The sequence below is a fragment of the Dyella acidiphila genome, assembly GCF_014863405.1.
GTDB lineage: Bacteria > Pseudomonadota > Gammaproteobacteria > Xanthomonadales > Rhodanobacteraceae > Dyella_B > Dyella_B acidiphila.
Window position 1 is genome coordinate 392,407 of record NZ_JACZZA010000002.1, and the last position, 18,858, is coordinate 411,264.

20 protein-coding genes are annotated in these 18,858 nt (G+C 64.4%); 8 read left to right on the plus strand and 12 right to left on the minus strand.

Translation table 11 applies throughout. The features are described from left to right. The first annotated feature begins 61 nt into the window (after window positions 1-61). Window positions 62-1,075, plus strand: a complete 1,014-nt coding sequence (gene epmB, locus IGX34_RS06330; RefSeq protein ID WP_192554843.1) for an EF-P beta-lysylation protein EpmB — start codon at window positions 62-64, stop codon at window positions 1,073-1,075. Window positions 1,076-1,203: 128 nt separating this feature from the next. Next, on the plus strand, window positions 1,204-3,258 hold the full coding sequence (locus tag IGX34_RS06335; RefSeq protein ID WP_192554844.1) for an EAL domain-containing response regulator: 2,055 nt from the start codon (window positions 1,204-1,206) through the stop codon (window positions 3,256-3,258). A gap of 161 nt (window positions 3,259-3,419) precedes the next feature. Here IGX34_RS06335 and rplS read toward each other — a convergent pair whose 3' ends face one another. From rplS to ffh, 5 genes are all read right to left on the minus strand, one after another. Then, window positions 3,420-3,785: a 50S ribosomal protein L19 gene (gene rplS / locus IGX34_RS06340; protein ID WP_192554845.1), complete on the minus strand. Its 366-nt coding sequence runs from the start codon at window positions 3,783-3,785 to the stop codon at window positions 3,420-3,422. A gap of 18 nt (window positions 3,786-3,803) precedes the next feature. Continuing rightward, window positions 3,804-4,589 carry a tRNA (guanosine(37)-N1)-methyltransferase TrmD gene (gene trmD / locus IGX34_RS06345; RefSeq protein ID WP_192554846.1) on the minus strand — a complete coding sequence of 262 codons (786 nt, stop codon included), beginning with the start codon at window positions 4,587-4,589 and terminating at the stop codon, window positions 3,804-3,806. Between the two features lie 13 nt (window positions 4,590-4,602). After that, on the minus strand, window positions 4,603-5,118 hold the full coding sequence (gene rimM, locus IGX34_RS06350; protein ID WP_192554847.1) for a ribosome maturation factor RimM: 516 nt from the start codon (window positions 5,116-5,118) through the stop codon (window positions 4,603-4,605). Between the two features lie 2 nt (window positions 5,119-5,120). Next, entirely contained in the window at window positions 5,121-5,375 is a 255-nt protein-coding gene (gene rpsP / locus IGX34_RS06355; RefSeq protein ID WP_188797885.1) for a 30S ribosomal protein S16, read from the minus strand. Between the two features lie 129 nt (window positions 5,376-5,504). Then, on the minus strand, window positions 5,505-6,887 hold the full coding sequence (gene ffh, locus IGX34_RS06360; protein ID WP_192554848.1) for a signal recognition particle protein: 1,383 nt from the start codon (window positions 6,885-6,887) through the stop codon (window positions 5,505-5,507). A 136-nt stretch (window positions 6,888-7,023) separates the two neighbouring features. On the opposite strand from ffh, the gene IGX34_RS06365 reads away from it, so the two are divergent. Then, window positions 7,024-7,851, plus strand: a complete 828-nt coding sequence (locus tag IGX34_RS06365) for a cytochrome C assembly family protein (protein ID WP_225737260.1) — start codon at window positions 7,024-7,026, stop codon at window positions 7,849-7,851. Window positions 7,852-7,858: 7 nt separating this feature from the next. Here IGX34_RS06365 and radA read toward each other — a convergent pair whose 3' ends face one another. From radA to IGX34_RS06400, 7 genes are all read right to left on the minus strand, one after another. Beyond that, complete coding sequence (gene radA, locus IGX34_RS06370; RefSeq protein WP_192554849.1) at window positions 7,859-9,238, minus strand: DNA repair protein RadA; 1,380 nt, start codon at window positions 9,236-9,238, stop codon at window positions 7,859-7,861. 69 nt (window positions 9,239-9,307) lie between these two features. Further along, window positions 9,308-10,396: an alanine racemase gene (alr, locus tag IGX34_RS06375; protein ID WP_192554850.1), complete on the minus strand. Its 1,089-nt coding sequence runs from the start codon at window positions 10,394-10,396 to the stop codon at window positions 9,308-9,310. Window positions 10,397-10,518: 122 nt separating this feature from the next. Then, window positions 10,519-11,919: a replicative DNA helicase gene (dnaB, locus tag IGX34_RS06380; RefSeq protein ID WP_192554851.1), complete on the minus strand. Its 1,401-nt coding sequence runs from the start codon at window positions 11,917-11,919 to the stop codon at window positions 10,519-10,521. Between the two features lie 222 nt (window positions 11,920-12,141). Then, a complete protein-coding gene (rplI, locus tag IGX34_RS06385; protein ID WP_192554852.1) occupies window positions 12,142-12,591 on the minus strand; it encodes a 50S ribosomal protein L9 in 450 nt (149 codons plus the stop codon). A 112-nt stretch (window positions 12,592-12,703) separates the two neighbouring features. After that, entirely contained in the window at window positions 12,704-12,934 is a 231-nt protein-coding gene (gene rpsR, locus IGX34_RS06390) for a 30S ribosomal protein S18 (protein ID WP_192554853.1), read from the minus strand. Between the two features lie 15 nt (window positions 12,935-12,949). After that, on the minus strand, window positions 12,950-13,378 hold the full coding sequence (gene rpsF / locus IGX34_RS06395) for a 30S ribosomal protein S6 (protein ID WP_192554854.1): 429 nt from the start codon (window positions 13,376-13,378) through the stop codon (window positions 12,950-12,952). A 157-nt stretch (window positions 13,379-13,535) separates the two neighbouring features. Continuing rightward, window positions 13,536-13,862 carry a HesB/IscA family protein gene (locus tag IGX34_RS06400; RefSeq protein ID WP_192554855.1) on the minus strand — a complete coding sequence of 109 codons (327 nt, stop codon included), beginning with the start codon at window positions 13,860-13,862 and terminating at the stop codon, window positions 13,536-13,538. A gap of 129 nt (window positions 13,863-13,991) precedes the next feature. Here IGX34_RS06400 and asnS point away from each other — a divergent pair, with 129 nt between their 5' ends. From asnS to IGX34_RS06425, 5 genes are all read left to right on the plus strand, one after another. After that, a complete protein-coding gene (gene asnS, locus IGX34_RS06405; RefSeq protein ID WP_192554856.1) occupies window positions 13,992-15,392 on the plus strand; it encodes an asparagine--tRNA ligase in 1,401 nt (466 codons plus the stop codon). 13 nt (window positions 15,393-15,405) lie between these two features. Continuing rightward, window positions 15,406-16,179, plus strand: coding sequence for a MalM family protein (locus IGX34_RS06410; protein WP_192554857.1), 774 nt, complete (start codon window positions 15,406-15,408; stop codon window positions 16,177-16,179). 14 nt (window positions 16,180-16,193) lie between these two features. Then, window positions 16,194-16,523, plus strand: coding sequence for a hypothetical protein (locus IGX34_RS06415; protein ID WP_225737261.1), 330 nt, complete (start codon window positions 16,194-16,196; stop codon window positions 16,521-16,523). 20 nt (window positions 16,524-16,543) lie between these two features. Beyond that, window positions 16,544-17,335, plus strand: a complete 792-nt coding sequence (locus IGX34_RS06420; RefSeq protein WP_192554858.1) for an SDR family oxidoreductase — start codon at window positions 16,544-16,546, stop codon at window positions 17,333-17,335. A 69-nt stretch (window positions 17,336-17,404) separates the two neighbouring features. Beyond that, window positions 17,405-18,856, plus strand: coding sequence for an aldehyde dehydrogenase (locus IGX34_RS06425; protein WP_192554859.1), 1,452 nt, complete (start codon window positions 17,405-17,407; stop codon window positions 18,854-18,856). The last annotated feature ends 2 nt before the right edge of the window (window positions 18,857-18,858 follow it).

Here is an 18,858-nt window from a genome sequence, read left to right on the forward strand (position 1 = left end):
TGCCGCCAACCGCGGCTAAAATGGATGGTTCAGGGCCCTCAGGCCCCATACGCAGCCCTCTATGATAACCGCAAGCTCCGGCGCCCGCATTACACCTACCGCCAGCCCCGACTGGCGGCAGCTATGGCGCGATTCCATTACCGACGGCCGCGAACTGCTGGACCTGCTCCAGCTGGGCCACCTCGCCGACCGCCTGCCCGCCGCCGATGCCGGCTTCGCGCTGCGCGTGCCGCGCGGCTTCGCGTCGCGCATGCGGCCCGGCGATGCGGGCGATCCGCTGCTGCTGCAGGTGCTGCCGCAGCTGGCCGAGCTGGTGCAGGCCGCCGGCTTCGTCACGGATGCGGTGGGCGACCTGGCCGCACGCGAGGCGCAAGGGGTATTGCACAAGTACCACGGCCGGGCGCTGCTGATCGCCAGCGGCAGCTGCGCCATCAACTGTCGCTATTGCTTCCGCCGGCACTTCCCGTATGGCGAGGAGATGGCTGCTGCCGGCCAATGGCAGCAGGCGCTCAAGCATGTCTCTGATGACAAGTCGATCAACGAGCTGATCCTCTCCGGCGGGGATCCGCTGGCGCTGGCCACCAGCAAGCTCGAGGAGCTAAGCCGCGGCCTGGCCGAGCTGCCGCACGTTACCCGCCTGCGGATCCACACGCGCCTGCCGGTGGTGTTGCCCGAGCGCATCGACGCCGCCCTGCTCGAATGGCTGCACGCGCTGCCGCTGCAGAAAGTGCTGGTGCTGCACGCCAATCACGCCAACGAGTTCGACGGCAGCGTGGATGCCGCCTGCGCCAGCCTGCGCCATGCGGGGGTCACGCTGCTCAATCAAGCTGTGCTCCTGCGCGGCGTCAATGACGATGCGCAGGCACTGACCGCGTTGTCGGAACGCATGTTCGCCGCCGGCGTGCTGCCCTACTACCTGCACCAGCTCGATCGCGTGCAGGGCGCTGCGCATTTCGAAGTCACGGACGACCAGGCACTGGCATTGATGGAAGCGATGCGCAGCCGGCTCCCCGGCTATCTCGTACCCAAGCTGGTACGTGAAATTCAGGGCGACCCGTCCAAGCGGCCACTGTGACCTACTCGCCAAAGCATGAATTAACGCTGGCGAGGCTGAACAGAATCCGTTAAAACTTCGATGCAGTGCCGGCCAGCCCGCGAACGCCTTGCGCGGGCAGCCCCTATCCAAGGAAGCACGTCGCGCCCATGAAGACAGACTCCGTCATCAAGATCCTCTTCATCGAGAATTCGGTCGAGGACGCGGAACAGATCATTACCTTGTTGCGCAATGCGGGCATCGCGGTGCGTCCGGCACGGGCGACCACCACCGAGCAGATTCATGCGGCGCTGGAAGAGCTCGGCCCGGACCTGGTGCTGTTCAATCCCACGGTGAGCACCCTGCCGCTGCGCAGCGTCGCGCAACAGCTCGAAGCCAGCGCGCGCGATATTGCGCTGATCGCCTGCGTCGTAAAAATCGACGACCAGGGTGTGGCCGAGATGTTCCAGGACGGCGTCTCCGGGGTCGCCTCGCGCAGCCAGCCCAAGCAGCTGATCACGGTGGTGAGGCGCGAGTTCGACTCGCTGCATACACGCCGCCAGGTACGCCGACTGGAAACGGCGCTGCGCGAGTCGGAACGCCGCTGCGATGCGCTACTGGATTCCTCCAACGATCCCATCGCCTACGTGCATGAAGGCATGCACGTGCGCGCCAACCGCTCCTACCTCGATACCTTCGGTTACGAGGAATACGATGACCTGCTCGGCCTGCCGGTACTGGATCTGGTCAGCCCCAGCGACGGCGAGGCCTTCAAGAACCTGCTGCGCGCACTCTCGCGCGGCGAGCGGGCCGACTCCCGCCTGGAACTGCAGGCGCGCCGCGCCGATGGCAGCACCTTTCTCGCCACGGCCGAATTCACCCACGCCACCTTCGAAGGCGAAAGCTGTCTGCAGATCGTGTTCCGCCGCCAGCAGGTCGACCCGGTCCTGGTCGAGCAGCTGCAGCGCGACCCGGTCACCGGCCTGTACAACCGCGCACGCACGCTGGAAAGCATCGATAACGCCGTGGCAGCCGCCAGCGAGGGCCGCAAGGGCCAGAGCCTGCTGCTGATCGAACCGGACAACTGGGCCACCATCGTCAACGGCATCGGCCTGGGCAAGGCCGACGAACTGCTGGCCGCCTTCGCCAAGCGCGCCAATGCGCAGCTGGGCGAAGAAGATATCGCCGGCCTGCTGGCCGAGCACACCATCGGCGTGATCCTGCATACCGAAAGCGACGAGGCGATCCACACCTGGATCGCCTCGCTGCAGCAGGTGATGTCGCGCGATATTTTCGATCTGGGCACTCAGTCGATCACTCTCACCACCAGCATCGGCGGCAGCCTGCTCGGCGAGAAGAACGCCAATACCGACATGCTGCTCAACCAGGCCAACCAGGCCCTGCGCAGCGCGCAGAGTCAGGGCGGCAACCGCAGCGAACTGCACGATCCGGCCGCACGCGAAAAGGCCGATGCCGAACGCGAGCGCAACTGGCTGAGCCTGTTGCGCCAGGCGCTCACCCAGAACGAATTCGTGCTTTACCACCAGCAGACCATCAGCCTGCAGGATGCCGAGGGCGATTACTCGGAAATCCTGCTGCGCATGAACGGTCCGCAGGGTGAGGTACTGCCCGGCTTCTTCATGCCCATCGCCGAGAAGAACGGCCTCAATGCCGAAATCGACCGCTGGGTGCTGAACCAGGCAATCACCGCACTGAAATCGCGCGACCGGCTGGGCTTTCCCACCACCTTCTTCGTCAAGCTCACGCCCGATTCGCTGCAGCAGCAGTCTCAGCTGCTGCCATGGCTCGATCGCACGCTGAAGCAGGCCAACCTGAAGAACGGCCGGCTGGTGCTGGAAATGACCGAAAGCAAGGTGGTGACGATGCTGCGCCCAGCGCAGGAGTTCATCAATGCGTGGAAAAAGCTGGGCGGCTTCTTCGCGCTGGAACAGTTCGGCTCGGGCCTGAACTCGTTCCAGTTGCTCAATCACATCGATGCCGATTACCTGAAAATCGATCGCAGTTTCATGGCCGATCTGCCGCAGCATCCGGAGAACCAGAAGAAGGTCACCGAGATCTGCCAGCAGGCACACGACATGAAGCGCATGACCGTGGCCGAATGGGTGGAAGACGCAGCCAGCACCTCGATGCTGTTCGCCTGCGGCGTGGACTTCGTGCAGGGCAACTTCCTGCAGGAGCCGCAGCAGCTGATGGTCAACCTCTGAACACCCACGTAGGTTGGGTTCGCGCAGCGTAACCCAACGATGGCTGGCTTCGATGGAGATTCGTTGGGTTACGCTGCGCTAACCCAACCTACGCTACGGCGCAAAACAAAAACCCGCGGATCGCTCCGCGGGTTTTGTTTGTTCGTGCGGTCGGACTGGAATCAGTCGCGCGACGAGGAAGCGGCGATGTCTTCCTTGATGCGGGCGGCCTTGCCTTCCAGGCCACGCAGGTAATACAGCTTGGCGCCGCGCACCTTGCCCTTGCGCTTCACCGTCACCGACTCGATGCTCGGGCTGTGCGCCTGGAACACGCGCTCCACGCCGGTGCCGTGCGAGATCTTGCGCACGGTGAAGGCCGAATGCAGGCCGCGGCTGCGCTTGGCGATGACGACACCTTCGAACGCCTGTACGCGCTCGCGGTTACCTTCTTTCACCTTGACGTTGACCACCACGGTGTCGCCAGGGCCGAACTCCGGCAGCTGGCGGGTGATCTGCTCGGCTTCGAACTGTTCGATGATCTTGTTCATGGCAACACCTGTCTTTTCTCAATGATTGCGGTCTTCATTGACCGCATCGTTTTGCCGTGCCTGCATGTGCGCATATTCACGGCGGAATTCGTCCAACAGCGCTCGGGATTCCTTATCCAGCGCGCGCTGCGCCAATAAATCGGGACGTCGCAACCAGGTCCGTCCCAGCGACTGCTTCAGGCGCCAGCGGCGTATGGCCGCGTGATCGCCGGAAAGCAGCACTTCCGGTACGTCGCCCAGTGCATCGTGCACCGGTTTTGCATAGTGCGGACAATCGAGCAGCCCGTTCGAAAACGAATCCTGCTCGGCCGACTGCGCGTCGTTCAGCGCACCGTCCTGCAGGCGGCCCACGGCATCGATGATCACCGCGGCACCCAGCTCGCCACCAGACAGCACATAATCGCCGATAGAAAGCTCTTCGTCGACCTCGTGCGCCAGCAGACGCTCGTCCACACCTTCGTAACGTCCACAAAGCAAGGCGATGCGCGGCAGTTTTGCCAACGCTTCCACCCGGCCCTGCGTCAGCCGCGCTCCCTGCGGACTGAGGTAAATCACATGCACCGGATCCGGTGCCGCCTCACGCACCGCCTTGAGGGCTGCACGCAAAGGCTCGATCAGCATCACCATGCCGGGGCCGCCGCCGCAGGTGCGGCCGTCCACGGTACGGTAGTTGTCGGTGGCGTAATCGCGCGGGTTCCAGGCTTCCACCTGCAACAGCTCGCGCTGCTGCGCGCGTCCTACCACACCGACGGCGGCGCACTGGCGCATGAAGTCGGGAAACAGCGTGACGACATCGATGCGCATCGGACCCCTCACTTCAGAATTCAGGGTCCCAGTCCACCACCATGCGCCCGCCGGATACATCCACCGAACGCACGTAAACACCCTGGACGAAAGGAACCAGCCGCTCGCGCTCGCCGTCCCTTACCACCACCACATCGTTGGCGCCGGTTGCGAACAGGTGACTTACCCGTCCCAACGCCACGCCTTCCGTGGTGACGACCTCGAGACCCTCGAGATCGACCCAGTAGTACTCGTCTTTACCGGGCGACGGCAGCAGCTCGCGGGCGACATAAATGTCCTGTCCCACCAGCGGTGCCGCGACATCCCGGTCGTCCACTCCCGGCAGCTTGGCCACGAGGCCTTTGCCCTGGGGTCGACCATTGATACCTTCGATCTCCCGGTCCTGGCCCGGCGCCGTTGCCAGCTGCCAGGGTTGGTACTTGAAGATCTGTGTGCGGGGCTCGGTCCAGGATTCGACCTTGAGCCAGCCCTGCACCCCGTACAACCCGACGATGCGCCCAACCAGGACGCGCCGACCGGCTGCGGTCATGCTCAGGCAGCCTGCTGCTTGCCGGCTTCCTTCACCAGAGCGGCGACCTTGTCGCTCAGCTGAGCGCCCTTGGACACCCACTCCTGGACGCGCGCAACGTTCAGTTCAAGGCGCTTGTCCTTGCCCGAAGCGACCGGATTGTAGAAACCCACGTTTTCGATGTTGCGGCCGTCACGCGCACTGCGCGAGTCGGTCACGACGACGTGGTAGAACGGACGGCCCTTGGCGCCGCCGCGCGAAAGACGAATCTTAACCATAGTAAAAGCTCCAGAGTTGCCGGCAGGCCCGGCAAACGCGCCCTGGGACGGACGCGGTAAACGAGACATTTTAATGAAATTTGAGGAAAAAGGAAGGGGTTAGCCGATTCCCTGCCGCACCGGCGCCATTCAGCGCATCGGCGGGAAGCCGCCACCCATGCCGCCCATGCCTTTCATGGCGCCGCGCATCTGCCGCAGCAGGCCCTTGGAGCCGCCCTTGGAGAGCTTGGACATCATCTTTTCCATCTGCATGTACTGCTTGAGCAGGCGGTTCACGTCGGCCGGCTGCGTACCCGAGCCGCGCGCCACGCGGGCGCGGCGCGAGCCGTTGAGCAGATCCGGATGGCGGCGCTCTTTCTTGGTCATCGAACTGATGATGGCCACCATGCGCTTGATTTCGCCGTCGTCGACCTTGGATTTCACGCTGTCGGGCAGGCCCGAGACGCCCGGCAGCTTGTCCATCAGGCCGGCCAGGCCACCCATGTTGGTCATCTGTTCGAGCTGGTCGCGCATGTCGTTCAGATCGAAGCGCTTGCCCTTCATCACCTTGGTGGCGAGCTTCTGCGCTTTTTCCTGGTCGACCTTGCGCTCCACTTCCTCGACCAGCGACAGCACGTCGCCCATGCCGAGTATGCGCTGGGCCACGCGATCGGGATGGAACGGCTCCAGCGCATCGGTCTTTTCGCCCGCGCCGAGGAACTTGATCGGGCGGCCGGTGACATAGCGCACCGAGAGTGCAGCGCCGCCGCGCGCATCGCCGTCGGTCTTGGTCAGCACCACGCCGGTCAGCGGCAGCGCCTCGCTGAAGGCCTTGGCGGTATTGGCCGCATCCTGGCCGGTCATCGAGTCGACCACGAACAGCGTTTCGATCGGCGTGACCGCGGCGTGCAGCGCCTTGATCTCGGCCATCATCGCTTCGTCGACGTGCAGGCGGCCGGCGGTATCGATCAGCAGCACGTCCATGACTTCTTTACGCGCTGCCGAGATCGCCGCCTTGGCGATATCGACCGGATTCTGGCCTGCCTCCGACGGGAAGAAATTCACGCCGACCTGTTCGGCCAGCGTACGCAGCTGCTCGATAGCGGCCGGACGATACACGTCGCAGCTCACTACCATCACGCGCTTCTTCTTGCGCTCGACCAGGAAACGAGCCAGCTTGGCTACGGTGGTGGTCTTGCCGGCGCCTTGCAGGCCAGCCATCAGCACCACGGCCGGCGGCTGCTGGGCGAGGTTGAGCTCGCTGTTGGCAGTGCCCATCACCGCGGTCAGCTCGTCGCTCACCACCTTCACCAGCGCCTGCCCCGGCGACAGGCTCTTGAGCACTTCCTGGCCTACCGCGCGCACCTTCACGCGCTCGACCAGCGCCTGCACCACCGGCAGCGCGACGTCGGCCTCGAGCAGGGCGATGCGCACTTCGCGCAGGCTTTCGCGGATGTTTTCCTCGGTCAGGCGACCGCGGCCGCGCAGGCGGTTGACGGTGGTGGAGAGGCGTTGGCTGAGCGACTCGAACATGACGGCGGCTGCATTTACAGAGTGACCGATAAATATACCAGACCTCCGGGCAGCCGCCGGGCATCGCCGCAGGCGGCCGGCGGCCGCAGCAACCGGAGACCCGGGCGATTCGTCGCGTTCACCCCGTCAAACGCGTATGCCACACTTGCACGCCATGCTCTCCGCCCTCTCGATCTTCGCCATCGTCTGCTACCTGCTGGCCAGCCTGCTGCTGGCGCGGCCGCTGTTCGGCGGCGGCACGGCAACGCCCAGCGCCTTTGCGAAGCCGGCCCTGGCGATCGCCACCATTGCGGTGCTCTCGCATGCCGGCGACTTGCTGGCGATGCATCGCGGCGCGCTGGACCTGCACTTCTTTGCCGCGCTGTCGCTGGTCGCCTGCGTGGTGTCGGCGCTCACCCTGCTGGTCAACCTCACCCGCCCGGTAGCCACGCTGGGCGTGATCGTGTTCCCGCTCAGCGCCATGTTGCTTTGGGTGGACAGCTTCCTGGCGCCGGCCACCGCCCCGATGGCGATGGATTGGCATATCAAGCTGCACGTTACCGTGGCCCTGCTGGCCTTCAGCGTGCTGTCAATCGCCGCGGCGATGGCGATTCTGCTGGCGGTGCAGGATCGCGCCCTGCGCCATCGCCAGCTGGGCGCATGGCTGAGCGCGCTGCCGCCGCTGACGCTGACCGAATCGCTGCTGTTCCGCCTGATCGGCGCGGGCTTCGTGCTGCTGACGCTGACCCTACTGACCGGAATCCTGTTCGTCGACAACCTGTTCGGCCAGCACCTGGTGCACAAGACGGTGCTGTCGATCGTGGCATGGCTGGTATTCGGCGCCCTGCTCTATGGCCGCTGGAAGCACGGCTGGCGCGGGCGCAGCGCGGTGAATCTCACCCTGATCGGCATGGGCGTGCTGGCGCTGGCGTTCTTCGGTTCGAAGTTCGTGCTGGAGCTGATCCTGCACCGCGTGGTGGATTGACGCCGCTTCAGCGGCACGCATCCAGCGCCTGCGCCAGGCGCTCCACGCCAATCACTTCCATTTCGCCCACGCGTCCCTTCTTCGGCGCGTTGGCCTTGGGCACGATCGCACGCTGAAAACCATGATGTGCCGCCTCTTTCAGGCGCTCTTCGCCGTTGGGCACCGGGCGGATTTCACCGGAAAGACCCACTTCGCCGAAGGCGATGGTTTTCTCCGGCAGCGGGCGATCGCGCAGCGACGACAGCACGGCCAGCAGCACCGGCAGGTCCGCCGCCGTTTCCTGCACGCGAATGCCGCCGACGACGTTGACGAATACGTCCTGGTCGTAAGCCGCCACGCCGCCATGGCGATGCAATACCGCGAGCAGCATGGCCAGGCGGTTCTGCTCCAGGCCCAGCGCCACGCGGCGTGGATTGCCGAGCGAGGATTGATCGACCAGCGCCTGCACTTCCACCAGCAGCGGCCGCGTACCTTCGCGCGTCACCATCACCGCACTGCCCGAGGTCGGGCCGCTGTGCGCAGAAAGAAAGATCGCGGAAGGATTGGGCACTTCGCGCAGCCCTTTTTCCGACATCGCGAATACGCCCAGCTCGTTCACCGCACCGAAGCGATTCTTGAAAGCGCGCAGCACGCGGAAGCGACTGCCCGATTCGCCTTCGAAATACAGCACCGCATCGACCATGTGCTCCAGCACACGCGGACCGGCGATACCACCTTCCTTGGTGACATGCCCCACCAGGAATACTGAGGTGCCGGTTTCCTTGGCAAAGCGGGTCAGCTTGGCCGCCGATTCGCGCACCTGGCTGACCGAACCGGGCGCCGCGGTAAGCAGATCAGTCCAGATCGTCTGAATCGAATCGATCACCAGCACGCGCGGACGCGAGGCGGCGACCTGGTCGAGAATGCGCTCGATACCCGTCTCGGCCAGCGCATGCAGCGGCTGCAGCGGCAGATCCAGCCGCTGCGCGCGCGCGGCCACCTGTGCCAGCGATTCTTCGCCGGTGACATACACGCTGGGCAACTTCTCGCCCAGCACGCCCAGCATCTGCAACAGCAAGGTGGATTTGCCGATGCCAGGATCGCCGCCGATCAACACCACCGAACCATCGACCAGACCGCCACCCAACACCCGATCCAGCTCACCGATACCGGTCAGCGTGCGCGACTCGGCGGTTACCAGCACTTCGGTCAGCGGCGTGACGCGCGGCGCCTGATTGGCCGCTCCCGCATAACCGCCCTGCCGCGCCGCCGCGATCGATTTCTGCGACGGCTGCACCACGAATTCCGACAGCGTGTTCCACGCGCCGCATTCCACGCACTGGCCCTGCCATTTGTTGTGCTCGGCACCGCAATCGGCGCAGACGTAGGCGGTTTTGGCTTTGGCCATGGGGTGATCTGCGTGGGCTGAATAAAGGGAGCTTAGCCTGCGCTTATCGCAGGCGCCGAGACGGGGATGTTATTGCTCGTCCTCGACGAACAGCACGCGCCGCGTCATGCCGCAGGTGAGGTCGTAGCTGATGGTGCCGGACTGGGCCGCGACGATTTCCACCGGCAGCTCCGGCCCCCACAGCACCACCCGGTCGCCCACTTTCGCGTGCGGCGCCGAACGCAAGTCCAGCGTGATCAGATCCATCGACACGCGCCCGACCAGGGGCACCCGCTGATCGCCGACCAGCACGGGCGTACCCGATGCGGCACTGCGCGGATACCCGTCGCCATAGCCGACGGCGGCCACGCCCACCGGCATGTCTTCGGGGCATTGCCACAAACCGTTGTAGCCGATGCGTTCGCCACGCCGAATGGTGTTGATGGCGATCAGGCGCGTCGACAGAGTCATGGCGGCGCGAAAGCCTAAATCCTCACCCGCCTGCCCCTCCACTACCGAGAGGCCATACAACAGGCCGCCGGTACGCACCCAATCGCCGCGCGCATCGGGCCAGCCGAGTACAGCCGCGGAATTGGACAGCGAGCGCGGGCCGGCCAGGCCCTTGGTGGCTTGCTGGAAGCGTTCGATCTGTTCGCGCGTGCGCGCGCCATCGAACACTTCGGATTCGGCAAAGTGGGTCATCAAGCCGATATCCGGATCGATGCCGGACATCGCCGCCAGCTGCGCATGCACCGCTGCGGCGCACTCGGGCGCGAAGCCCAGCCGATGCATGCCGCTGTCTACCTTCAGCCACACGCGCAGACGGCCGCGCGCGGGCGTAGCTTCGGACAGCCAGCGCAGCTGGCTTTCGTGATGGATCGCGGCATCCAGGCCCAGGCGCTGCATCTCGGCGATATCGCCGGGCTGATCGGGGCCGGACAACACTACGATGCGCTGCCGATGTCCTGCTGCACGCAGGCGCAAGCCATCGCCCAGTGCGGCCACGGCAAACGCGTCCGCAGCGCCGTCGAGCGCACGGGCGACCCGCTCCAGCCCATGGCCGTAGGCATCGGCCTTCACCACGGCCATCACCATGGCCGGCGCGGCCATGCTGCGAATCCGCTCCAGGTTGTGGCGCAGCGCGCCTAGATGGATGGTTGCGACGGTGGTACGGCTCATGCGGTCCTGCTTGCTCGAAGAAGATGCGCGGGCGCCGATCATTGCGCCAGCAGCATCATAGGGTACTCACCCGCGAACCGCAGATCAGGGCAAGGCCATGGCAATGCGCGGGCGAAACCCGCTCAGAAATGGCCGGTATAGCTATCGGGACTGTAGTTCTCGAACTTGGTGTAGTGACCCAGGAAGGTCAGCTTCACCGTGTCGGTGGGACCGTTACGCTGTTTGCCGATGATGATTTCGGCCAGGCCCTTATCCGGCGATTCTTTGTTGTAGTACTCGTCGCGGTAGATAAACATGATCACGTCGGCGTCCTGCTCGATAGCGCCCGATTCGCGCAGGTCCGACATCATCGGGCGCTTGTCCGCACGCTGTTCCAGCGAACGGTTGAGCTGCGACAAGGCAATCACCGGCACGTTCAGCTCTTTCGCCAGGCCTTTCAGCGAGCGCGAAATTTCCGAGATTTCGGTGGCGCGGTTTTCCTTGTTGCCGGGCACCTGCATCAGCTGCAGGTAGTCGATCACGATCAGGCCCAGGCCGCCGTGCTCGCGCGCGATGCGGCGCGAACGCGAGCGCATTTCCACCGGCGACAGGCCGGGGGTGTCGTCGATGAAGATCTTTGCTTCGGACAGCAACGCGATGGCATTGGTGACGCGCGGCCAATCTTCTTCGGCCAGATCGCCGTTGCGCAGATGCTGCTGGTGGATGCGGCCTACCGAGGAGATCAGACGGAAGGCCAGCTGCGAAGCAGACATTTCCATCGAAAAGATCACCACCGGCTTTTTTGCCCGCAGCGCGCAGGCCTCGGCGATATTGACCGAGAACGCGGTCTTGCCCATCGACGGACGCGCCGCGACGATGATCAGATCCGAGGGCTGCAGGCCGGAAGTGAGATTGTCCAGGTCGGTAAAACCGGTGGAAATACCGGTGAGCTGGCCACGGTTCTGGTAGCGCTCGTGCAGCAAGCGGAAGGCGTCTTTCACCGCCTCGCGCATGGACACGGTTTCCTTCTTGCCGCGTGCGCCGGATTCGGCGATGTGGAACACGCGCTGCTCGGCCAGTTCCAGCACTTCATGTACGCCCTTGCCTTCCGGGCGGTAGCCGTCTTCGGTAATCGCAGTGCCTGCGTCGATCAGCTGACGCAGCACCGATTTCTCGCGCACGATTTCGGCGTAGGCGGCGATATTGGCCGCGCTGGGCGTGGCATTGGCCAGCTCGATCAAGTAGCCGGCGCCACCCACCATCTCGGCCAGTTCATTGGCCTCGAACCAGTCGCCCAGGGTCACCGCATCGCAGGGCATGCCCTTATTGGCCAGCTCGCTGATGGCGCGCCAGATCAGGCGGTGATCCTTGCGGTAGAAATCCTGCTCGCTGAGCTTGTCGGCGACCTTGTCCAGCGCATCGGCCGCCAGCATCAGGCCACCGAGCACCGCCTGTTCGGCGTCGATGGAATGCGGGGGTACGCGCAAGGCCTCGATGGCGCTATTGCTGCTGTTGCCGGATTTGCGATCGGGCACGAAGGACATGGACATTCCCTGCGGCGAGGAAAGGTGCGCATACCCTGCGGGCAGGCACGAAAGAGGAGCATACGCAACGCAGTCGCAGCCGTTAAGACAATAAGTCTGTGGCTACGCTGTGGATAACCTGGGAAAAGCTGGGGATAAAACCTGGGCGCCCCAGCGAGGCGCCCAAAACAAACGGGCGCCTGGCGGCGCCCGTCTGCATCCGGCGGAGGGTGGCGCGAGCGATTACTTCTCGCCGACCACGATCACCTTGACCGTGCCCTGCACGTCGGCGTGCAGGCTGATCACGACCTCGAATTCGCCGATGTGGCGGATCGGGCCTTCGCCCTGGATCACTTCACCCTTATGGATGTCGTGACCGGCGGCCTGCAGCGCATCGGCAATTTCACGCGGACCGACCGAGCCGTACAGCTTGCCTTCGGGGCTGGCGTTGGCGGAGATGGTGACCGACACGTCGACCAGCTTGGCCTTGCGCGACTCGGCATCGGTGAACAACTTGCTGGCCTTGGCTTCGTATTCGGCGCGGCGCGCTTCGAACGCGGCCAGGTTTTCAGCATTGACGCGCACAGCCTTGCCCTGCGGCAGCAGGTAGTTGCGGCCGTAGCCCGGCTTCACCTTGACCTTGTCGCCAAGCTTGCCGAGGTTGCGCACGTTTTCGAGCAGAATGAGTTCCATGGGTACATCCTCAATTCGTTAGCACCGGAGTGGCCCGGCGCAGCCGTGGACGGTTGTCCGAAGTGTTGCATGCGCTCCTCTCCCCGGCGGGGAGAGGAGGCGCGACACGACATTAGACGTCGTGGTTGTCGGTGTACGGCAGCAGCGCCAGGAAACGGGCGCGCTTGATGGCGGCAGCCAGCTGACGCTGGTAGCGGGCCTTGGTGCCGGTGATGCGGCTGGGAACGATCTTGCCGTTCTCAGTGATGTACTGGCGCAGCGTGTTGAGATCCTTGTAGTCGATCTCTTTGACGTTTTCGGCCGTGAAGCGGCAGAACTTGCGGCGGCGGAAGAACTTGGACATGGCTCAGGCTCCTAATCAGTCGTCGGAATCGGCATCGTCGCTGTCGGCACGGCCGACGCGGCGGTCATCGCCATCGCTGTCGTCATCGCGGCGGCGCGAAGACTTGGCATCATCCTTTTCCTTGCTCTTGAGGATGAAGGACTGATCGGTGTCGGCCTCGTCACGCTTGATGACCAGGTGGCGCAGCACGGCGTCGTTGAAGCGGAAGCCCGATTCCAGCTCGTTCAGCACGCTCTGGCTCACTTCGATGTTGAGCAGCACGTAGTGAGCCTTGGCCAGGTTCACGATCGGGTAGGCCAGCTGGCGGCGGCCCCAGTCTTCCAGGCGATGGATCGTGCCACCGTCGGAGGTGATCAGCGCCTTGTAGCGCTCGATCATCGCCGGAACCTGCTCGCTCTGGTCAGGGTGGACCAGAAACACTACTTCGTAATGACGCAAGGTCATCGGAAAACTCCTTATGGATGTGGCCCTTACGGGCCCGGCAGCCTCCCGTCGATGCGGTGAGGCAAGGGACTGTCCGCGCCTTTTTCACGCGGGCAGAAGCGGAATTCTAAGCGGAATCAATCACTCAGCACAAGCGGCCGAGCGGAACGGCCGAAGCTCAGCCGACCGTAAAGCTTTCCCCGCAGCCGCATTCCCCGGTGGCATTGGGGTTGTGGAACACGAAGCTGGCGTTGAGGCCCTGGCGCTGGAAGTCGATCACGGTGCCATCGACCAGCGGCAGGCTCTTGGTGTCCACGATGACCGGCACGCCGTCGATCTGGAAGGTCTGATCCTCGGCGCCGGCCGCCTCGGCCAGATCCACCACATAGGCAAAACCCGAGCAGCCCGTGCGCTTCACGCCGAAGCGGACGCCAGCGGCGGACGGAGACTGCGCCAGGAACTGGCGCATGCGCTGATTGGCGGTGGGAGTGATCGAGATGGTCATTCGCAAGAAACTTCTAGGTCGGCACTTTTGCGCAGCGGGAATGTCGCAGTGCGGCAAGGGCTACATTATCATGCCCGCTTGCCTTCACGCCCCCTTACACATGGGCGCATCTCCCAGGAGTTTCAATTCATGACGGTGGTCAGCGTCAAACAGGCTCTTTCCGGCAAAACCGAAGCCGGCAGCAAGGTGACCGTGCGCGGCTGGGTGCGGACCCGGCGCGACTCCAAGGCTGGCCTGTCGTTCGTGAATGTGAGCGACGGCTCCTGCTTCGATCCGATTCAGGCCGTGGTGCCGGCCACGCTCGGCAACTACGAGAGCGAGGTCAAGCATCTCACCGCCGGCGCGGGCGTGATTGTCAGCGGCACTCTGGTGCCGTCGCAGGGCAAGGGCCAGTCGTTCGAATTGCAGGCGGACGAGGTGATCGTCACCGGCCTGGTCGACGATCCGGAAACCTATCCGATCCAGCCCAAGCAGCACTCGATGGAATTCCTGCGCGAGGTCGCCCACCTGCGCCCGCGCACCAACCTGTTCGGCGCGGTCACGCGCGTGCGCCACACCATGATGACGGCGATCCACCGCCATCTCACCGAACAGGGCTTCTTCTGGATCAACACGCCCATCATCACCACCTCCGATGCCGAGGGCGCGGGCGACATGTTCCGCCTGTCCACGCTGGACCTGGCCAACCTGCCGCGCGACGAGAAGGGCAAGATCGATTTCCGCAAGGACTTCTTCGGTCGCGAGGCCTTCCTGACCGTGTCCGGCCAGCTCAATGTCGAGGCCTATGCGCTGTCGATGAGCAAGGTCTACACCTTCGGCCCCACCTTCCGCGCCGAAAACTCCAACACGCCGCGCCATCTGGCCGAGTTCTGGATGGTGGAGCCGGAAATCGCCTTCGCCGACCTGTCCGCCGACGCCGATTGCGCCGAAGCCTTCCTCAAGGCCATTTTCAAGGCCGTGCTGGAAGAACGCGCGGACGACATGGCGTTCTTCGCCGAACGCGTGCTGCCGGAGGCGATCACCCGCCTGGAAACCTTCATCGCGCAACCGTTCGAGCGCATCGACTACACCGAAGTCGTCGAGATCCTGAAAAAGTCCGGTCACTCGTTCGAATTCCCGGTGGCCTGGGGTGTGGACCTGCAGACCGAGCACGAGCGCTACCTGGCCGAAAAGCACGTCGGCCGGCCGGTGGTGGTGATGAACTATCCCGAACAGATCAAGGCGTTCTATATGCGCCTGAACGACGACGAGAAAACCGTCGCCGCGATGGATGTGCTCGCCCCCGGCATCGGCGAAATCATCGGCGGCAGCCAGCGCGAGGAGCGCCTGGACTATCTCGACCGCCGCATGGCCAAGTTCGGTCTCGATACTGCCACCTATGGTTGGTACCGTGACCTGCGCCGCTACGGCACCGTGCCGCATTCCGGCTTCGGCCTCGGCTTCGAGCGCCTGCTGGTGTACGTGTGCGGCCTGCAAAACATCCGTGATGCCATCCCCTACCCCCGCGTCGCCGGGAGTGCCGAATTCTGATCCAGACCAGCCTATGCGTTTTCGACTGCTTCTTACCTTTGCCCTGATCTTGCTGCTTGCCGCCTGCCATAGCGTCAAGCTGCCCACGCTGCCGACCCTGCTGCCGCAGAGTCCGCCGCCCAAGACGCTGGCCGATGCCAGGAAAGTGCTGCAGGATGCCACGCCCTGCTGCAGCAGCTTTGCTGATTTCTCTTATCAGAATCAGCTGCCCTGGACGCCGCAGCAATACGTGCTGGGCAACGGCAGCCAGGTTGCCGCGGTGAACGGCGTGCACAGCTATTTTCTGGCGTTCAAGCTGCCGGCCGATGCCAAGCTGCCGTACAAGATCGCGATCAAGTCGGAACTGGTCGGCCGCTCGGCGGGCAGCGGCAGCTATCTGTTCGCACCAACCCTGGTGCAGCTCAACGACGCGTTCCAGCCGATCGACAGCCAGGACGTGAAACTGTGCGAATACATGGGCTGGTTCTCCAGCGATAGCGGCGCCTTCGGCAGCGTTACCGTTACCGACAAGCGCGCGCACTATCTGGTGGTCTACAGCTCCAACAAGCAGCAGACCGACAACACCTATTGGGAACAGTCGGCCAGCACCTTTTCCACCACCAGCAGCACGGCGCCGGCGGCGACGACCATGGGCGGCAGCTACAAGATTCAGCACGGTCCGGATGGCACAGTATGGGTCGGCATGATGGACAAGAACTATGCCGAAGCCGTCAACAAGGCCGTGTGCGGCAAGGCGCCGGCGGGCGATGGCGTACTGCACGACATTCCCGTGCACTTGAGCTTCTGAACCTGGAGTCGTCCTTGATTCTGTTTGTGGTTTATATCGGATTGCTGCTGATCGGCCTTGCCTGCTTTCTGCTGCATGCCCTGCTGCCGTTCCGCATCGCCAAACGCCTGCGCCAGGATTATCCGCAGCACTGGCAGGTGATCGTGGATACCGGCGTAAGCGGCCAGTCCGCGCGCGGACCGCAATTGTGGCTGCGCATGCAGGCCGTATTGCGCTCGCCGGCCATCCGCGCGATCGGCGATGCGTCGCTGACGCGCCTGTGGCGCAGCTGGCGCTACAGTCAGTGGCTGGCATGGGGATGCTGGATCGCGGCGCTGGCCATGCAGTGGCACAGCCGCGCCTGATTGGCTATCGAGGAACTGGCATGGATCTGAACCTGAGTGGTCGTCACGCGCTGGTATGCGGCGCCTCCCAAGGCATTGGCCGCGCTGCGGCGGTGGAGCTGGCCGAACTGGGTGCCGATGTCACCTTGTTCGCACGCTCAGCCGAAACGCTGCAGGCAGTAGCCGCAAGCCTGCCGCGCAAGCATGCGGCGCAACGCCATGACTGGCGCAGCGTCGATATGCAGGACACCGCCGGGCTGCAGGCAATTGCCGCCGAACTGGTTGCCACGCATCCGGTGCAGATCCTGATCAACAACACCGGCGGTCCGCCCGGCGGCCCCGCGTACAGCGCCGAACCCGCCGCGTTCGAGAGCGCGTTCCGCCAGCACTTGCTGGCCGGACAGGTGCTGCTGCAGACCGTGCTGCCAGGCATGCGCGACAGTGGCTATGGCCGGCTGGTCAATGTCATCTCCACCTCGGTGAAGGAACCGATTCCAGGACTTGGCGTTTCCAATACCGTGCGTGCCGCGGTGGCCGCCTGGGCCAAGACCTTGTCGGGCGAGCTGGCTGCCGATGGCATCACCGTCAACAACGTGCTGCCCGGCTATACCCGCACGGCGCGACTGGATGGGCTGCTGGCTGCGCAGTCGCAGAAGAGCGGCCGCAGCGAAGCGGAGCTGGCCAAGGACATGATCGCCGCCGTCCCCGCACGCCGCTTCGGCGAACCGGGCGAAGTGGCGGCGGTGATCGCCTTCCTGTGCACACCGGCGGCGGCCTACGTCAACGGTGTGAGCATTGCCGTGGATGGCGGCCGCACCAAAGCGCTGAGCTGAGTTCGCGCCGACGCCCACATACGGCAGAGTCCGGTGCATTCCAGGCGCGCAGGTTCTAAGCTTGTGCGGATGCCAAGCACACGCCTCGCCAATCTCATTGACGGTCGCCTGCAGGCGCCGCGCGACAATCGCTGGCTGGATATCTACGAGCCGGCCACCGGCGCGGTCTTCGCGCATTGCCCCGATTCCGGCGCTGCCGATGTCGAAGCGGCTGCGCTGGCAGCGCAGCAAGCGGCCCCCGCATGGGCTGCCACACCTGCGGACGAACGCGCCCGCCTGCTCCACCGCCTGGCCGACCTGATCGAGGCACGGCTGGACGAATTCGCCGAACTCGAATCGCGCGACAGCGGCAAGCCGGTCGCGCTGGCCCGGCGCCTGGACATCCCGCGCGCGGTATCCAACCTGCGTTTCTTCGCCGCCGCCATCATGGCCTGGGACAGCGAATCGCATGCGATGGAAAGCGGCGCGATCAATTACACGCTGCGCCGTCCGCTGGGTGCGGTGGGCTGTATCAGTCCGTGGAATCTGCCGCTGTATCTGTTCACCTGGAAGATCGCGCCGGCGCTGGCTGCCGGCAACACCGTGGTGGCCAAGCCGTCGGAAGTAACGCCCTGCACTGCCGCGTTGCTGGGCGAATTGAGCATCGAGGCCGGCTTTCCGCCGGGCGTACTCAATATCGTGCAGGGGCGCGGCCCGACCACCGGTCAGGCGATCGTGGAGCATCCCGCGATCAAGGCCGTGTCGTTTACCGGCAGCACGCGCACCGGCGCCAGCATCGCCACCACGGCAGCACCGCAATTCAAGAAAGTGTCGCTGGAGCTGGGCGGCAAGAATCCGGCCATCGTATTCGCCGATGCCGATCTTTCCGAGCAGAACCTGGACACCATCGTGCGCTCGGGCTTTGCCAACCAGGGCGAGATCTGCCTGTGCGGTTCGCGCCTGCTGGTGCAGCGCGCGATCTATGCCAGCTTCCGCGAACGCTATCTGGCCCGGGTAAAAGCCCTGCAAGTGGGCGACCCACACGATGCCGCCACCGATCTGGGCGCGCTGGTATCGCGCGAGCATTTCGACAAAGTGATGAGCTGCATCGCCAAGGCGCGCGACGAAGGCGGCCAGGTGCTTACCGGCGGCGATGCGGTTTCGCTGCAAGGGCGTTGCGCCGAAGGATGGTTTGTGGCGCCCACCGTGATCGACGGACTGGCCAACGACACTGCCACCAATCAACAGGAAATCTTCGGCCCCGTGGTCACGCTGATTCCGTTTGACGATGAAGCCGATGCAGTCGCCATCGCCAACGGCACCAGCTATGGGCTCGCCGCATCGCTGTGGACCACGGACTTGTCGCGTGCGCACCGGCTCGGCGCGCAGCTGGAATTTGGCATCGTGTGGATCAACTGCTGGTTGCTGCGCGACCTGCGCACCCCGTTCGGTGGCAGCAAGCAATCGGGCGTCGGCCGCGAAGGCGGCGCCGAAGCGCTGCGCTTCTTCACCGAGCCGCGCAATATCTGTATTCGTTACTGAGG

Excerpts from the sequence above, each read along its gene's own strand:
- epmB (WP_192554843.1), top strand. The coding sequence starts at position 62 with ATGATAACCGCAAGCTCCGGCGCCCGCATTACACCTACCGCCAGCCCC.
- IGX34_RS06335 (WP_192554844.1), top strand. The coding sequence starts at position 1,204 with ATGAAGACAGACTCCGTCATCAAGATCCTCTTCATCGAGAATTCGGTC.
- rplS (WP_192554845.1), bottom strand. The coding sequence starts at position 3,785 with ATGAACAAGATCATCGAACAGTTCGAAGCCGAGCAGATCACCCGCCAG.
- trmD (WP_192554846.1), bottom strand. The coding sequence starts at position 4,589 with ATGCGCATCGATGTCGTCACGCTGTTTCCCGACTTCATGCGCCAGTGC.
- rimM (WP_192554847.1), bottom strand. The coding sequence starts at position 5,118 with ATGACCGCAGCCGGTCGGCGCGTCCTGGTTGGGCGCATCGTCGGGTTG.
- rpsP (WP_188797885.1), bottom strand. The coding sequence starts at position 5,375 with ATGGTTAAGATTCGTCTTTCGCGCGGCGGCGCCAAGGGCCGTCCGTTC.
- ffh (WP_192554848.1), bottom strand. The coding sequence starts at position 6,887 with ATGTTCGAGTCGCTCAGCCAACGCCTCTCCACCACCGTCAACCGCCTG.
- IGX34_RS06365 (WP_225737260.1), top strand. The coding sequence starts at position 7,024 with ATGCCACACTTGCACGCCATGCTCTCCGCCCTCTCGATCTTCGCCATC.
- radA (WP_192554849.1), bottom strand. The coding sequence starts at position 9,238 with ATGGCCAAAGCCAAAACCGCCTACGTCTGCGCCGATTGCGGTGCCGAG.
- alr (WP_192554850.1), bottom strand. The coding sequence starts at position 10,396 with ATGAGCCGTACCACCGTCGCAACCATCCATCTAGGCGCGCTGCGCCAC.
- dnaB (WP_192554851.1), bottom strand. The coding sequence starts at position 11,919 with ATGTCCTTCGTGCCCGATCGCAAATCCGGCAACAGCAGCAATAGCGCC.
- rplI (WP_192554852.1), bottom strand. The coding sequence starts at position 12,591 with ATGGAACTCATTCTGCTCGAAAACGTGCGCAACCTCGGCAAGCTTGGC.
- rpsR (WP_192554853.1), bottom strand. The coding sequence starts at position 12,934 with ATGTCCAAGTTCTTCCGCCGCCGCAAGTTCTGCCGCTTCACGGCCGAA.
- rpsF (WP_192554854.1), bottom strand. The coding sequence starts at position 13,378 with ATGACCTTGCGTCATTACGAAGTAGTGTTTCTGGTCCACCCTGACCAG.
- IGX34_RS06400 (WP_192554855.1), bottom strand. The coding sequence starts at position 13,862 with ATGACCATCTCGATCACTCCCACCGCCAATCAGCGCATGCGCCAGTTC.
- asnS (WP_192554856.1), top strand. The coding sequence starts at position 13,992 with ATGACGGTGGTCAGCGTCAAACAGGCTCTTTCCGGCAAAACCGAAGCC.
- IGX34_RS06410 (WP_192554857.1), top strand. The coding sequence starts at position 15,406 with ATGCGTTTTCGACTGCTTCTTACCTTTGCCCTGATCTTGCTGCTTGCC.
- IGX34_RS06420 (WP_192554858.1), top strand. The coding sequence starts at position 16,544 with ATGGATCTGAACCTGAGTGGTCGTCACGCGCTGGTATGCGGCGCCTCC.
- IGX34_RS06425 (WP_192554859.1), top strand. The coding sequence starts at position 17,405 with ATGCCAAGCACACGCCTCGCCAATCTCATTGACGGTCGCCTGCAGGCG.